The following is a 14,432-nucleotide window of genomic DNA, read 5'->3' as shown; positions in this document are numbered from 1 at the left end:
CCTCCGCGTCGGTCTCAGTCCAGGTCGGCGTCGTCGGCGGCTTCGATGGAGTCTTGGCCGCGTTCGCGCCACGGGAGCAGGAACCACAGGATGCCGAAGAAGGCTGCTGCCACGACGCCCATCACGATGGCCACCCAGCCGCCCACGATGACTTCCGCCAGCAGGAGGATGGTGCCGGTCATCGCCACTGCCAGGCAGGCCAGGCCCAGGACCGCGAAGCGGTTCGCCACCTCGATGATGTCCTCGCGCCGTCCGCGCCGGAACAGGATGCGGTGCCAGGACGCCGGGGCGGTCAGCAAGGCCACCGCGCCTGCTGCGAACAGGACGGTGATCAGGTGGGTCGAGCGCACGTAGAGGTCCGCTGACGCATAACGCTCTGTGAAAGCGATGGACAGCAGGAAACCGAACAGGATCTGCACGCCGGCCTGAGCCACGCGCAGTTCCTGGAGCAACTCGTTGAGGTTGCGGGCCAAGCGGCGTTGGTCGGAGAGTTCGGCTTCGCTCACCCGCACCGAATACCCGGCGTCAGCGCTGGTCAACCACCCTGATGGTGCGCAGGGACTCGTCCGTCGGGTCGGGCAGGTACATGCCTGCCTCGTGGCCGCTGAGCAGGTAGTCCACCACCGGCTGGGTGATCACCTCGCCGGGGAGAGCTGCGGGAACGCCGGGTGGGTACGGGCTTAGGGTCTCGGCGCAGATCCTTCCCACGGCCTCGCGGGCGGGTACGTGGGAGGCGGAGGCGAAGTGGGCCTCGCGGGGCAGCATTGCCTGGTCCAGCTCCAGCTCCCCCGGGTCCGGGATTTCGACCCGCTTGGCGCGGGGGAGGGAATCCGCGTGGTCGACCAGGGCAGCGACGGCCGTGACCAGGCGTTCGGCTGTGGACTCGTCGTCGGCGACCGTGATCTGGGCGGCGATGCGGCGGTGGTCGGACAGGCCCACGTCCACCGCGCACTCCTTGCGCAGCCACTCGTTGGCCGTGTAACCCGATATGCCCAGCTCGGACAGGTCCATGACGATCTTGAGCGGGTCGTGGTCGTCGGCTCGGTCGGGGCTGACGACGTGTTCGCGTTCCACGACCGTGACCAGGCCGCGTAGGCGGTCGCGCACCTCGGCGCACAGCTTCAGGGTCCGGTCCAGCAGTTTCGAGCCGTGTTCGACCATCTGGCGCCGCCAGCCGTCCAGGCCCGCGTAGACCAGCGCGGACGGGCTGGTGGTGTCGAGGATGTCCGAGCGCAGTGACAGCACGTCCGGGTCCACCCGGTCGCCTTGCAGGTGGTACACCGAGCCCTGCTCCAGGCCGGCGCCCATCTTGTGCACGCTGGTCACGCACAGGTCCGCGTCGGCGTCCATCGCCCACGCGGGCAGGCCGGGGTGGAACGGCAGGTGCGCGCCCCACGCCTCGTCCACGATCAGCGGCTTGTCGTGCGAGTGGCACACCTCGGCGGTCTTCTTGATGGCCGCGCACGTCCCGTAGTCGGTGGGCGTGATGAGCAGCATCCCCTGGGCATCCGGCGCCCGCGAGAACGCCTCCGCCACGTCGTCGGGCGCGGGTGGGTAGGACCACTCCCAGAACGCGTCCCACCGCGGGTGCACCCACACCGGCTGCACGCCGCTGATGATCAGCCCCGCGATCACGGACTTGTGGGCGTTGCGCGACACCAGCAGCTTCTGCCCCGGCCGCGCCACGGTGATGATGCACGTCTTGACCGACAGCGAGCTGCCGCACGTGGAGAAGAACGCCTTGTCCGCGTCCACGGCGTCGGCCATCAGCTCCTCGGCCTCCGCCAGCACCCCGCCGCTCATCATCCGGTCGTCCAAGCCGTTCATCATGATGATGTCGGACCGGAACACGTCCTTCCCCAGCACCTCCAGCACCCGCGGGTCCACGCCGCGCCCCTGCTTGTGGCCGGGCGGGATGAACGGCACGTGGCCGCGCCGGTGGTACTCGGCGATGGCGTCCAGCACGGGTGCTTTCGAGTGGTCCATACGCCCGTGTGCCACGGTCACACGACCTCCAAACCGTCGTCCCCCTTCCGAGTGGCGGGCAGCCGCAGGGTGAAGTGGTCGAGCGTGGCCGGGAACGGTGGTTCCAGGGTCGAGAAGTCCAGGTGCGCGCGGAGGGTGTCCAGCATGGTCCCGGCGGTGACCAGCACCAGGTCCCGCCCCGGGCACACCCCCGGACCGCTGCTGAACGGCACCAGCGCCGGCTCCTGCGTCGGCCACAGCTCGGGCCGGTAGGTGTCGCCGTAGAACCGGTGGAAGTACGGCGCGAACACGATGAACGTGGTGTTCTTCGGCAACCACGTGCCGTGCCACCGGGTCGCGGTGGTGCTCTCCCGCAGGATCACCGGCGTGGTCGGCCACAGCCGCGCCGACTCCAGGATGCCCGCCGGGCCGGACCCGCCGATGGCCAGCGCCCGCATGGTCACGATCCCGGCCGCGTCGAAGGCGAACAGCCAGTGCGGGGCCTGCGAAGCCACGTCCTCGGCGGGTGCGAGCGACGCCAGGCTGTTGGGTTCCGAGCGCGCCAGGTGCTCGTGCAGCCGCCGCTCGAACCGCCGCCGCAGCCCGCGCCGCTTAGGGTGCAGGAACGCCCAGTTCGCGTTGCCGCGCAGAGTCTTCAGGTCGTCGGTCAACGCCGTGTCGTCGCGCGCGCCCGCCCCGAGGACGATCCGCCGCGCCACCCGCCACCACACCTGCGCGAAGTCGTCCCAGGTCAGCACGCCGGTGTTCATCACGTGCCGCACCAACAGGTCCGCCTCGTCGCGCACCACTGCCTCGACGTCGAGCTTCTCCGGCCGCAGCACGACGTCGTTGAACCGCCTGCGCTTCTCCCGCTCCGGGCCGCGCGTGGCCAGCGATCCGTGCGGCTGGAAGTGCTTCAGGGCGGACCGCTTCTCCGCCGTGGCCGGGTGGAACGGCTCGGGCGTCTCGTCCAGCAGCCGCCCCACGTCCTCCGGGTCGAGCACCAAAGCGACGCTGCGCCCGGTGACCCGCAGCCGCAGCGGTTCGGGACCGTACTTGTCCCGCAACGCTTTCATCGTCCGCACGGCCTGCGCGTCGGCCTGCATCTTCTCCGCCACCGCCATCACGGGCGGGCGACGCACGATCACGCCCTTCGCCAGCGTGGGCAACAAGATCCGGGCGAACGCCCGTCCGGTGTCCAACCGGGAGGCTACGGCCATGACCCTTCCTCCTCATGTGCCACCACGAGCTCGCGGACCTCGCACCCGGCGGGCTGGCGCAGCGCGAACATGATCGCGTCGGCCACGTGCTCGGGCGGGTTGAGCTTCGAGTCGTCCGGCGGCCGGTACTGCTCCGCGCGGCCGTCGAAGAACCGGGTCTTCATCCCGCCGGGGATCAGCAGCGTCACCCCGACCCGGCCGGCGGTCTCGGCCGCCAGCGCCCGCGTGAAGCCGACGACCCCGAACTTCGAGGCGCAGTACGCGGTGGCGTCGCTGACGGCCTTGATGCCCAGGGTGGACGCCACCGTCACCACCCGGCCGCCGCCTTCGAGGTACGGCAACGCGGCCCGCACCACCGCGGCGGTGCCGAGCAGGTTGACCATGACGACCCGCTCCCAGTCCGCCGCCGGGACGTCGACCAGCTTGCCGCACGCGTCCGTCCCCGCCGCCGTCACGACGGCCCGGAGCCCGCCGTTGCGCTCGGCGATGTCCCGCACCGCCCGCTCGGCCGCCCGCGTGTCGGACAGGTCGACCGACTCGAAGTCGACCGCCTCGTCCGACGCCGGCGCCGCCTTGTCCAGCACCAACGGCTGACCGCCCGCCTCGCGCACCGCGTGCACCACGGCCGCGCCCAACCCGGACGCGCCGCCGGTCACCAACACCTGCCCCACCATGTCCTAACCCCTCCTAGCCAGTAGCCGGGTCGTGGACCGCCCCTGGTGGTACGGCACGACCACGGTCCGCCCGCCCCACGACCGCACCAGCGCGGCCTCGGGCAGGGATTCGGCGCGGTAGTCGCCGCCCTTGACCCATATGTCGGGCCGCAGCCGGTCCAGCACCCGTTCCGGGGTGTCCTCGTCGAAGATCACCACGTCGTCCACGCACTCCAGGGCGCGCAGGATCTCCGCCCGGTCGTGCTGCTTGGTCACCGGCCGGTCCGGCCCTTTGAGCCGCCGCACGGAGTCATCCGAGTTCAGGCACACCACCAGGCAGTCACCCAACGCCCGCGCCGCCTCCAGCGTGCGCACGTGCCCGGCGTGCAGCAGGTCGAAGCACCCGCCGGTCGCCACGACCACACCACCCCGCGCCCGCGTGGCATCCACACCCGACCTACGGACCGTGTGGAACCCGGAAGCCCCACCGGCCGCCAAAAAATCCGCCGCGGACGCCACCGCCGCAGCCACGGCGTCATCGGACGCCTCACCCCGCATCAGCCGCACGGCAGCGGTGACCGCGAACCGGTCCCCCGCCCCACACGGGTCCATCACGGCAACACGCGGCGCGGGCACGGCGACCGGCGTGCCGCCGTAGTGCAGCAAAGCACCGTCCGCGCCCAGCGTGACCACCACAGCCCTTGCGCCCCAACGCTTGCGCAGCGCAGCCGCCGCCTCCTCCGGGTCGTCGCACCCGCTGAACCGGGTCGCCTCGCTGTGGTTGGGCGTCACCAGCCGGGCGTCCGGCGTCGGCTCGGGACCGCGCGGGTGCGGGTCCCACACCACCGCCTTGCCCGCCAACGCCTGCCGCAACCGCTCGTCGAACGCCAGCCCGCGCCCGTAGTCCGACACCAGCACCATGTCCGCGTCACGCACCGCGTCCAGCATCTCGTCGGTGGCGCTGGGCTTGCCGCGCCCGCCACCCCGGTCCATCCGCGCGATGGAGTGCCCGGCGCAGCGCAGCCTGGTCTTGACCGAGGTGGCCGCCGGCGACGGCCCGAACACCGTCGGCACGTCGGCCAGCGCGTCCCGCAACCGCCACCCGTCGGCGTCGCCGGCCACCGCCGTCACCAGCGTCACGTCCACGCCGTCCCGTCTGGCCAGCGACGCCGCCAGCCCCGCACCGCCTGGTCGCACGCGCTCCTCGCGCACGTCCAGCACCGGCGCGGGCGCGTCCGGGCACAGCCGGTCGGCCGTGCCCTCCACGTCCACGTCCAGCAGCGAGTCACCGACCACGACCAGCTTCACGACACCCTCCGGGAGGACAGCGGCAGCGCGGCCTCGAACGCCTCGCACAGCGCGTGGACCGCGACCAACTGGGCTTCCTGCACGTTCGCGGGCGTGCCGGGCAGCGCCAGCACCTCGTCGACCACTGACGCCAGCGGGTTGGGCGCGGGACCGGTCAGCGCCCACACCACCGCGCCCGCGCGCCGACCGGCGTGCGCCGCCTCCAGCAGGTTCGGGCTCTTGCCGCTGGTGGACAGCAGCACCACCACGTCGCCGGGCCGCGCGTGCGCGGTCACCTGCCGGGCGAACACCTGCTCGTAGCCGTAGTCGTTGCCGATCGCGGTCACGCTGGAGGACTCCGCGCACAGCGCGATCGCCGAGAACGGCTGCCGGTCGTCCCGGAACCGCCCGACCAGCTCCGCGGTCAGGTGCTGCGCCTCGGCCGCCGACCCGCCGTTGCCCGCCGCGAGCAGCCGCCCGCCCGCGGTCAGCCGCCGGGCCAGCAGCGACCCCCAGCGCGTCACGCGCGAGGCCTGCTGCTCCAGCCCGGCCAGCGTCTCCGCCAGGCCGCGCAAGTGCTCCTGGACGGTCACTGCGCACCTCCCACGACCGCGTCTGCGGTCACACCGGCACCGGCCCGCTCGTAGACCCGCGCGGTGTCCGCCGCGATCCGGTCCCACGTGTAGCGGGCGTGCACCCGGTCCGTCCCGGCCAGCCCGAACGCCTCCCGCCGGCCCTGGTCGGCCAGCAGCGACCGCACCGCCCGCGCCAAGGCCACCGGGTCGCGCGGCGGCACCAGGCACCCGGTCACGTCGTCCACCACGGTGTCGGTCAACCCGCCCACCGCCGAGGCCACGACCGGCACGCCGCACGCCATCGCCTCCAGCGGCACGATCCCGAACGGCTCGTACCACGGCACGCACACCACCAAGTCGGCCGAGCGCAGCAGCGACGGCATCTGCGCGCGCGACACCTGGCCGATGAACCGCACCCGGTCCCGCACGCCCATCCCCCGGGCGTGCTCCAGCAGCCGCAGCGCCTCCGGGTCGGCCGCCATGTCCGCCGACCCGCCCGCCACGACCAGTTCGGTGTCCGGCACCGACCGCAGCGCGGTGATCACGTCCGCGAACCCCTTGCGCGGCACCAGCCGGCCCACCGTGACGATCCGGTGCGGCAACATCCGCCGGTCCCGCGGCCCTTCCGGCCGGAACAGCTTCGGGTCCACCCCGCACGGCACCACCGAGATCCGGGCCCGCGGCACACCCATGCGCAACAGCTCGAACACCTCGTCCGCGCAGGTGGCCGCGACCCGGGTCACCTCCCGCCCGACCAGCCGCTCGGTGGCGATGCGCTCCACCGGGCTGGTGTCCGCCCGACCCTGGTGGCGGCGCTTGACCGTGCCCAGCGCGTGGAAGGTCTGCACGACCGGGACGCCCAGCCCCCGCGTGGCCAGCACGGACGCCAGACCGGACATCCAGAAGTGCCCGTGCACGACGTCGGGCGCGTCGACCTCCCAGCGGGCGCGCAGGACGTTGGCGAACTCGCCCATGTGCGGCAGCAGCTCGTCCTTGGGCACCTGCTCGGGTGGTCCGGCGGGCACGTGGACCACGTCGTAGCCGTGCTCGGTGCGGACGACTTCGGGCAGGTCGGGGCTGTCGCGGCGGGTGTACACGGCGACTTCGTGCCCCTGTGCCGACAGCGCGGCGGACAGGGACGCCACGTGGACGTTCTGGCCGCCCGCGTCCACCCCGCCCAACGCCGCCAAGGGGCTGGCGTGCTCGGACACCATCGCGATCTTCATCGACTCACCTCCGCCAACAACAGGTCCCAACCACGCAGGAACGCGTCGAGCCCGTACCTCGCCAGGACGAACTCCCTGGCCTGCTTGCCCTTCTCCGCAGCCAGCGCCGGGTCGGCCACCAGCTCCGCCACGCCGCGTTCCAGCTCCGCGACATCGGTGGACACCACGCCCGCCTCGGGCGGCACGGCCCGGACCACCTCGGTGCACGCGAGCGCCACGACGGGCATGCCCAGGTGCATCGCCTCGACCAGCGACAGGCCCAGCGACGTCCACCGCACCGGGTGCAGGTAGAGCCGCCTGCGGGCCACCTCGCGGTGCAGCACGTCCAGCGGGTGGTCACCGCGACCCCACGCGCCGAGTTCTTCGGTGCCCATGCCGAACACGTCGAGCGGCGCCACTGCCGCGAACCTCGGCAACAGGTCGGTACCCACCACCCGGCCCCGCCGAACCGGGTCGTTCACCACAACGGCCGCGTGCGGCAGCTCACCGGTGTAGAGGTGGCCGGGATCGACCACGCCGTGCTCGACCACAGTCGTCCGAGTGGTGCCGCAGTCCCACATCAGGTCGTTGAAATGGGTCACGTGCACCAGCAGTCCGGGCCAGTCGGCCATCGGGTGCCGCTGGTTGGGCATGCGCGGGGTGTTGTGCTCCAGGTAGATAACCGGGATCCCCTTGGGCACCAACGCGAGTTGCTCGACCTCCTGCACCACCGCGACGTCGGCGTCCACTTCGGACAGATCGACCTCGCGCGCGGACGGCCAGTCCCGGCCCAGCAGGCCCTTGCCGTGGGGCGGGCCGGGCACCAGGTACTCGTGGCCGCCCCGGACGAACGCGTTCGCCCACGACCCGTGCACGTGCCACACCAGGACCTTCACGCCCGCACCCCCACCAGTTGCTCAACGGCGGCGACCACGTGGCCGGGCGTCACCCGGTCCAGGCACGGGTGGCCGGGCACTGGGCACTCCCGCGCCCGCGTCCCCGCGCACCCCGCGCGCTGGTCGCCCAAGAGGACATGCGGCCCGTGCGGCGCCCACCGGGCGGCGGGCACGACGGGCGAGAACAACGACACCACCGGCGTGCCGACGGCGACCGCGAGGTGCGCCGGGCCGGTGTTGCCCACCACCACCGCGTCCGCCGCCGCCAGCACCCCGGCCAGCTGCGCGAACGTCGTGCGCCCGCCCAGGTCCAGGCCCTGCGCGCCGGCGACGTGCGCGGTCAGTTCGGTCTCCGCGGGACCGCCGGTCACCACGACCCGGTGCCCGGCCTCGCACAACGCCTCGACCGCCGCCCGGCACCGGTCCGGCGACCAGGCCCGCGAGGGCACCGACGCGCCGGGGTGCACCACGACGTACGGCGGCGGGAACGGCGACTCCGGCGGCGGCAGCACCGCGAGCCGGCCGTCGTCGCCGGGCGGCAGCTCGAACCCGGCGGCCCGCGCCACGCCCAGCGCCCGGCTGGCCTCGGGGATGTCCGGGTCGTCGCGCAGCCGCACGTCCAGCAGCGACCCCGGGTAGTCCACCGACCGCGCCACGATCCTCGGCACCCCGGCCAGCCGCAGCAGCAACGCCAGCGGCAACGGGCTCTGGTGGAACGAGGTGAGGATCAGCGCCACGTCCGCGCGCACGCCTTTCAGAAGCGCCACAAGGCCTTCCACGTCCGGCGCGCGCACCTGCGGCGGCGGGGACGCGATCCACGGGCAGTCCCACTTCAAGATCCGCCGCACACCCGGCAGCAGCTCGGCCGCCTGCGCGCCCTTGTGCCCGCACAACAACACGACCTCGCTCGACGCCGCCGCCGCGCGGATCGCCGGACCCGCCAGCAGCACGTCGCCGTCGCTGTCCAACCGGGCCACGAGCGTCCTCTGTGGACTGCTCATCCGATCACCCCCAGCGCCGACACCAGGTCTTTCGCCGTGCGGGGAGCACGATCGACTTCCTCCCGCAACGTCTGTTCCGTCGGGACCAGCACCGACTGCGCGCCGGCGGCGTGCGCCGCGTCCACGTCCGCGCCGATGTCCCCGATGACCACAGTCCGTGACGGATCGACGCCCAAAGCGGCGCACGCGGCGATCACCAGGCCGGGTTTGGGTTTGCGGCACTCACACCCCTCGTCCGGGTGATGCGGGCAGATCTGCCACGTGCCGAACCGCCCCAGCAGTTCCTCGACACGAGCGTTGACGGCCGCGACCTGCTCCCGGGTGAGCAGGCCGCGGCCGATACCGGACTGATTGCTCACCACACCGGTCTTCACACCACGTGCGCGCAGGTCACGCACCGTTTCCACGGCTCCCGGCATGAGCGAAACGCGTGCCGGGTCACCGTTGTACGGCACATCTCGAACCAGCGTGCCGTCGCGGTCGAACAGCACGGCCTGGGGGTACGGGTCCACATCGGAGAGTTAGCCGGTTCTCCGGCGGACAAACACTTCTCGGCGAAGCGCTACTGACTGTCACCCATGTGTGGTGCGCGGCCCACCCGGGTAACCCCGGAGAGAACTCGACCAGAGGAGAGGTTGTTTCCTGTGACGACGATCGAGAAGTCCGTGGACGTCGAGGTCCCGGTGCAGACCGCGTACAACCAGTGGACGCAGTTCGAGTCGTTCCCTGAGTTCATGGAGGGTGTCGAGCGCATCGAGCAGGTGACCGCCACCCGCACGCACTGGGTGACCAAGATCGGTGGTGTGGAACGGGAGTTCGACGCCGAGATCACCGAGCAGCACCCGGACGAGCGGGTCGCGTGGCACACCGTCGACGGCCCCCCGCAGGGCGGCGTGGTGACCTTCCACCGGCTCGACGACCGGCACACCCGGGTCCACCTCCAGATGGAGTACGACCCGCAGACGCTGACCGAGAAGGCCGGCGCGGCGCTGGGCGTCGTGCAGACGCGCATCTCGGGTGACCTGAAGCGGTTCAAGGAGTTCATCGAGCAGCGCGGCACCGAGACCGGTGGCTGGCGCGGCGACGTGACCCGGCCGCCGCAGGCCGGCGAGACGCGCCACGACCTGCCCGACGGCGGTCGGCCCGGCGACCCGATCCGATGAGCACGCGGGCGGCACGGGGGCCGCGGAGACGGAGCTGGGCCCACCCGCCCATCCCGCGCCCCCGCCCGCCCGTCGACTTCCGCGCGTGACCGACCTCGGGGCTTGAAACCACAGGCCCCAGCGCCGAAAGAGGGGGCCTCCCGACCGGGAGGCCCCCTCTTCGCACGTCCTCAGCCGCGCTTGAGCCGCTCGAACACCTGGTTCACCGACTGCCACAGCGCCGACGCGGCGTCACCCAGCAGCGACGGACCGGTGCCGCGGGCCAGCTCGATGCCCGCGTCTTCCTCCTCCTTGGGGTGCACGTCCTGCGCCAGCAGCCGGCCCACCACCGCGAGCACCACGTCCGGGTGCCCCAGCGGCAGGGGCGCGGCGAAGGTCTGGACGGACTTCACCACCCCTTCGTGCTCGTTGGCCAGGTCCCCGACCCGAGCACCGGCCGCCGCGCCGGCCACCAGGTGCACGGGCACCTCCCGGTCGCGGAACTCGGCCAGCACGTCGTCCACCTCCCGCCACGGCTCGTCGGCCGCGGGCAGCCGGCACCACATCACCTGGAGGTGCTCGGTCAGCGGGCGCCACGTGGCGGGCAGGTCACCGTGCGACGCGGCGCCGGCGGGGTCGAGGACGACCACCGCGGGCGCGTCGACGGGACCCGCCCACACCACGGACGGTCCCTTGGTCCTGGTCTCACCCATGCGACACCTCCAGCACGGCCGGTTCCACGCAGTAGACGGTGAAGGCGGAGCGGATGATCGGCTGCGCCACGTTGCGCACCCGCACCCCGCCGGGGGTCATGCCGTGCTCCACGCCGAAGTGGGCGTGCCCGTGCACCGCGAGGTGGGTGCCGGTGCTGTCGATCGCCTCGCCCAGCAGGTAGGAGCCGAGGAACGGGTAGATCTCCGGCGGCTCGCCGCGCAGCGTGTCCGGCACCGGCGCGTAGTGCGTCAACGCCACCTTCACGTCGGTGTCCAGCTCGCGCAGCGCGTTCTCCAGGTTCCCGGCGATGTCGCAGGTGTGCTGGATGAACGCCTTCATCTCCCGCTCGCCGAACGCGCTGCCGCACTTCCCGGCGAAGCCGCCGCCGAAGCCCTTCACGCCGGCCACGCCGAGGGTGTGCCCGTCGACCGGGATGGTCACCGACTCGCCCTCCAGCACGGTCAGCCCGGCGTCCCGCAGCACCCGCGTGACCTCGTCGGGCTTGTCGTCGTGGTGGTCGTGGTTGCCCAGCACCGCCACCACGGGCACCGGCAGGTCGCCGAACTCGTCGGCCACGACCCGGGCCTCCGACACCGTCCCGTGCCGGGTCAGGTCGCCCGCGAGCAGCAGCACGTCGGCGTGCTCGCCGATCTTCTCCAACGCGGGCCGCAACCGCCCGCGCGCGTCCTCGCCGAGGTGCACGTCCCCGACCGCGGCGACGCGGATCATCGCAACTCCTCCCTGCCCTCCGGTTCACCGACCGGCGTGACCTTCACGTCGTCCAGCACGGTCAGCTCGGGCGCGACGTCGTGGATCACCGCTTCCAGCTCGGCACGCCGCTCCGGGGACGCCACGTCGCCGGACAGCAGCACGTGGTCACCCCGCACGGTCACCCGCACCCCGAGTTCGGTGGTGCGGGGGTCTTCGGCCAGCGCCCGGCGCAACCGGGCGGCGAGGTACTGCTCAGCGGTCATCAGGGGCTCCTGTGATCCCGAGGCGCTCGATCAGCACGAGGAACGCCTCCGCGTAAGGGGAATGGGCGGTCGCCTCGCGCACGCGCCGCCAGTCGATCTGCTCGCGCAACGCCCGCGCGAACGGCAGCAGCTCGCTGAAGTCGCAGCGGTGGCCGTCCAGCACGAGCAGCTTGCTGATCATCACCTCGGTCGCGGGCATCACCGGCAACGTCACCGACCCGACGGCCAACTCCTCGGCCCGCCCCAGCGTCTCGTCGGTCACCGGCCACTCGTTCGGGCGGAACAGCAGGTCCACCAGCGAGTCCCCGTCGTAGACCTTGAGCAGCCAGTCCTCGGGCGCGTCGGCCGCTCTCATGCCCGCGGCGACCAACGCGCTCACCGCCGGCTTGGCGTCCTCCTCGCGAACCAGGATGTCCACGTCGTGCTCGGTCGCCGGGCCACCCCGCGCGTACACGGCGCAACCGCCCGACAACGCGAACGGGATCTGCTGCTCACGCAACACCTTCGCCACCTTGGTCAAGGTGCGCAACAACTGGTCTTGAACGCCGCTCATGGTCCTGACTACCCCGAGCCACCACGCTTCACACGGGTCCACTCGGGTACCCGAAGCCCATGACCGCAACCCCTCCCGACCCAGACCCGGCCCGCACCCCCGGCCTGGAACCCGGCGGCGGCGTCGCGCCCGGCGACACCCCACCGGAGTCCGGCCAAACCTCGGGCTTGTCCCACCACGAACCGGAGCCATCGCGGGGACGCAACATCGCCGCCTTGGTGGCTGTGCTGGTCTTGACCGTGCTCGCCGTGGGCTTCGTGGTCGCCCAGGTGATGGGCTGGGCCAACCTCTTCTAGCGCTTGAGCGGCTTCTAAGGCTTGAGCGGCGGGCTTGCGTGGACACCTTCCTTGCGCCCCAGCCCGTCGAGCAGCTCGCTCAGGACTTCCCGCGCGTTGTGGCGGGGCGTCCACCCCAGCTCGTCGCGCGCCCTGGACGTGTCCAGCAGGGGCGCGGTCAGGGCCAGGTCAACCCAGCCGTGCGAGGTCGGCTGAAGCCGGGCCAGCCACGTCAACCGAGCCGCCGTGCGCAGCGCAACGGCCGGAATGGCCACGTGCCGCGACCGCATGACCTCGGCCAGTACCTGCGGCGTGACCACCGGGTCGGAGGCCAGGTTCACCGCTCCCCCGAGCTTCTTCCGCAGGATGAGCAGCAACGCCTCCGCGACGTCGTCGCTGTGCACGAATTGCAGCACCATCGTCTTCGGCAACGGCAGGATCGGCACGTTCGTCCGGAAGAAGAGGTGCGGCACCAACGGCCCGAGGAAGTACCGCTTGACCTCCGCCGCCGCGTCGGGCTGGAGGATCAGGGCCGGGCGCACCCGCGTCACCGTCATGGTCGGGTGCTCACGCTCGATCCGGTCCAACTGGTGCTCCACAGCCGACTTGTGACGGCTGTAGTAGGACGACGACACCCCGTCCGTCGGCCAACTCTCGTCCTTGAGACTGCTCTTGGCAGCAGGCGAGTACGCCCCCACCGACGACATGTGCACCAGATGCGGCACACCCGCTCTCAATGCCGCCCGGAACACCCGATCACTACCGGCCACGTTGGTCCGGTACATCTCCGGCTCGTCGTGACTCGGCTGGATCAACCAGGCAAGGTGCACCACAGCGTCCGCCCCGCGCAGAACGTCGGACAACGGCTCCTCGGCCCCTGGTTTGGCCAGGTCGACCGGCGTCCAGGCGATGTCGTAGGGCGGCTCGGGCTCCGGTGGACGGCGAGAAACGCCGTGCACGGTGATGTCCGACTCTTCGGCAAGCCTGCGCAACAGGGCGGTGCCCACGTTGCCGGTGGCACCCGTGACGACGATCCTCATGCCGGACCGGTTACCCACACGGGGACCAGGCGCAACCACGGGGAGGCGGGTTCGTGTTCGCAGCGGCGGGGTGGGGACTGCTGGCCGGATCGGCGCTGCTGGTGGGTGCATTGCTCGGGTACCTGGTGCGGGTGCAGGCCGGGGTGATCGCCGCCGTGATGGGTTTCGGCAGCGGGGTGCTGATGTCGGCGGTGTCGTTCGACCTGATCGACGAGGCACACGAGCTCGGAGGGTTGGTGCCGACTGCGGGCGGCGCGGCGGCGGGCGCGGTCGTCTACACGGCGGCGAACATGTACTTGGCTGGGCGGGGCGCACGGCACCGGAAGCGGTCGGGTGGGTTGCAGCCCAGCGAGTCGGAGCAGGCTGGGTCGGGGACGGCTATTGCCGTGGGTGCGTTGTTGGATGGGATCCCCGAGTCGGTGGTCATCGGTGCGAGCTTGATCGGTGGGGGCGGGGTTAGTGCGGTGACGGTGGTGGCGGTGTTCATCAGCAATGTGCCGGAGGGGTTGTCCAGCGCGGCCGGGATGCGGCGGGCCGGGCGGAGCCGGGTTTACGTTTTCGGGTTGTGGACCGGGATTGCGCTGGTCAGCGGGTTGGCGGCGCTGGTGGGGAATGCGCTTCTGGCCGGCGCGGATCCGGTGTGGTTGGCGGGGATCACGGCATTCGCGGGTGGGGCGATTCTGGCGATGATCGCGGACACCATGATTCCGGAGGCTTTCGAGAATGCCCATTTGCTGGTAGGCATCGTCACGGTAGCCGGCTTCCTCACCGCCTTCACCCTCTCCCACACCTAACCGCAGCTCGGCTTTTCCGCGCGCAGCGCGTTCTTCGCGCGCGGAGCGCGCGGTAGGTGTCACCTACAAGTGGAGGGCCTCGGTTCCCCCACCGTATGGCCTGCCCGAAGGGCAACCACGCTTTGTCGGGGTTGTCCT

The 14,432-nt window shown here is 71.9% G+C and carries 18 protein-coding genes; 3 read left to right on the top strand and 15 right to left on the bottom strand.

All coding sequences use genetic code 11. From position 1 onward, the window contains the following. Positions 1–14 precede the first annotated feature (14 nt). The 10 genes from WBN91_RS01355 to WBN91_RS01310 are packed head-to-tail and all read right to left on the bottom strand — an operon-like array spanning position 15 to position 9,293. The gene (locus WBN91_RS01355) at positions 15–539 is read right to left on the bottom strand and encodes a DUF6328 family protein (protein ID WP_337723867.1); all 525 of its coding nucleotides are present in this window, start codon (positions 537–539) and stop codon (positions 15–17) included. Next, on the bottom strand, positions 526–1,986 hold the full coding sequence (locus WBN91_RS01350) for an aminotransferase class I/II-fold pyridoxal phosphate-dependent enzyme (protein WP_337723885.1): 1,461 nt from the start codon (positions 1,984–1,986) through the stop codon (positions 526–528). The genes WBN91_RS01355 and WBN91_RS01350 overlap by 14 nt, the downstream gene beginning before the upstream one ends. A 17-nt stretch (positions 1,987–2,003) precedes the next feature. After that, complete coding sequence (locus WBN91_RS01345; RefSeq protein ID WP_337723868.1) at positions 2,004–3,185, bottom strand: cytochrome P450; 1,182 nt, start codon at positions 3,183–3,185, stop codon at positions 2,004–2,006. After that, positions 3,176–3,859, bottom strand: a complete 684-nt coding sequence (locus tag WBN91_RS01340) for an SDR family oxidoreductase (protein WP_337723869.1) — start codon at positions 3,857–3,859, stop codon at positions 3,176–3,178. Before WBN91_RS01340 ends, WBN91_RS01345 begins: the two co-directional genes overlap by 10 nt. 3 nt (positions 3,860–3,862) lie before the next feature. Next, entirely contained in the window at positions 3,863–5,146 is a 1,284-nt protein-coding gene (rfaE2, locus tag WBN91_RS01335) for a D-glycero-beta-D-manno-heptose 1-phosphate adenylyltransferase (RefSeq protein ID WP_337723870.1), read from the bottom strand. After that, positions 5,143–5,718 (bottom strand): D-sedoheptulose-7-phosphate isomerase, encoded by a 576-nt coding sequence (locus WBN91_RS01330; protein WP_337723871.1) that lies wholly within the window; start codon positions 5,716–5,718, stop codon positions 5,143–5,145. Before WBN91_RS01330 ends, rfaE2 begins: the two co-directional genes overlap by 4 nt. Continuing rightward, positions 5,715–6,926, bottom strand: a complete 1,212-nt coding sequence (locus tag WBN91_RS01325; RefSeq protein ID WP_337723872.1) for a glycosyltransferase — start codon at positions 6,924–6,926, stop codon at positions 5,715–5,717. The genes WBN91_RS01330 and WBN91_RS01325 overlap by 4 nt, the downstream gene beginning before the upstream one ends. Next, on the bottom strand, positions 6,923–7,801 hold the full coding sequence (locus WBN91_RS01320) for a glycosyltransferase (protein ID WP_337723873.1): 879 nt from the start codon (positions 7,799–7,801) through the stop codon (positions 6,923–6,925). The genes WBN91_RS01325 and WBN91_RS01320 overlap by 4 nt, the downstream gene beginning before the upstream one ends. Continuing rightward, positions 7,798–8,802, bottom strand: a complete 1,005-nt coding sequence (locus WBN91_RS01315; protein WP_337723874.1) for a glycosyltransferase family 9 protein — start codon at positions 8,800–8,802, stop codon at positions 7,798–7,800. The genes WBN91_RS01320 and WBN91_RS01315 overlap by 4 nt, the downstream gene beginning before the upstream one ends. Beyond that, positions 8,799–9,293: a D-glycero-alpha-D-manno-heptose-1,7-bisphosphate 7-phosphatase gene (locus WBN91_RS01310; RefSeq protein ID WP_337723875.1), complete on the bottom strand. Its 495-nt coding sequence runs from the start codon at positions 9,291–9,293 to the stop codon at positions 8,799–8,801. Before WBN91_RS01310 ends, WBN91_RS01315 begins: the two co-directional genes overlap by 4 nt. 153 nt (positions 9,294–9,446) lie before the next feature. Between WBN91_RS01310 and WBN91_RS01305 the strand changes: the two genes are divergently transcribed. Next, positions 9,447–9,965 (top strand): SRPBCC family protein, encoded by a 519-nt coding sequence (locus WBN91_RS01305; protein WP_337723876.1) that lies wholly within the window; start codon positions 9,447–9,449, stop codon positions 9,963–9,965. A gap of 170 nt (positions 9,966–10,135) precedes the next feature. Here WBN91_RS01305 and WBN91_RS01300 read toward each other — a convergent pair whose 3' ends face one another. The 4 genes from WBN91_RS01300 to WBN91_RS01285 are packed head-to-tail and all read right to left on the bottom strand — an operon-like array spanning position 10,136 to position 12,185. After that, on the bottom strand, positions 10,136–10,657 hold the full coding sequence (locus WBN91_RS01300) for a hypothetical protein (RefSeq protein ID WP_337723877.1): 522 nt from the start codon (positions 10,655–10,657) through the stop codon (positions 10,136–10,138). Continuing rightward, positions 10,650–11,387, bottom strand: coding sequence for a metallophosphoesterase family protein (locus WBN91_RS01295; protein ID WP_337723878.1), 738 nt, complete (start codon positions 11,385–11,387; stop codon positions 10,650–10,652). Before WBN91_RS01295 ends, WBN91_RS01300 begins: the two co-directional genes overlap by 8 nt. Continuing rightward, the gene (locus tag WBN91_RS01290; protein WP_337723879.1) at positions 11,384–11,632 is read right to left on the bottom strand and encodes a BON domain-containing protein; all 249 of its coding nucleotides are present in this window, start codon (positions 11,630–11,632) and stop codon (positions 11,384–11,386) included. The genes WBN91_RS01295 and WBN91_RS01290 overlap by 4 nt, the downstream gene beginning before the upstream one ends. Then, the gene (locus WBN91_RS01285; RefSeq protein ID WP_337723880.1) at positions 11,622–12,185 is read right to left on the bottom strand and encodes a nucleotidyltransferase family protein; all 564 of its coding nucleotides are present in this window, start codon (positions 12,183–12,185) and stop codon (positions 11,622–11,624) included. The genes WBN91_RS01290 and WBN91_RS01285 overlap by 11 nt, the downstream gene beginning before the upstream one ends. A 59-nt stretch (positions 12,186–12,244) precedes the next feature. Between WBN91_RS01285 and WBN91_RS01280 the strand changes: the two genes are divergently transcribed. Continuing rightward, positions 12,245–12,481 (top strand): DUF6480 family protein, encoded by a 237-nt coding sequence (locus WBN91_RS01280; RefSeq protein ID WP_337723881.1) that lies wholly within the window; start codon positions 12,245–12,247, stop codon positions 12,479–12,481. Positions 12,482–12,495: 14 nt separating this feature from the next. Here the strand turns inward: WBN91_RS01280 and WBN91_RS01275 are convergent, their stop codons facing one another. Next, a complete protein-coding gene (locus tag WBN91_RS01275; protein ID WP_337723882.1) occupies positions 12,496–13,500 on the bottom strand; it encodes an NAD-dependent epimerase/dehydratase family protein in 1,005 nt (334 codons plus the stop codon). Between the two features lie 53 nt (positions 13,501–13,553). On the opposite strand from WBN91_RS01275, the gene WBN91_RS01270 reads away from it, so the two are divergent. Then, complete coding sequence (locus tag WBN91_RS01270; RefSeq protein ID WP_337723883.1) at positions 13,554–14,294, top strand: ZIP family metal transporter; 741 nt, start codon at positions 13,554–13,556, stop codon at positions 14,292–14,294. Positions 14,295–14,432: the final 138 nt, after the last annotated feature.

It is taken from the genome of Saccharothrix sp. CCNWYY140, from assembly GCF_037401995.1.
In the GTDB taxonomy this organism is placed as follows: domain Bacteria; phylum Actinomycetota; class Actinomycetes; order Mycobacteriales; family Pseudonocardiaceae; genus Actinosynnema.
This window is presented reverse-complemented; position numbering and strand designations above follow the sequence as displayed.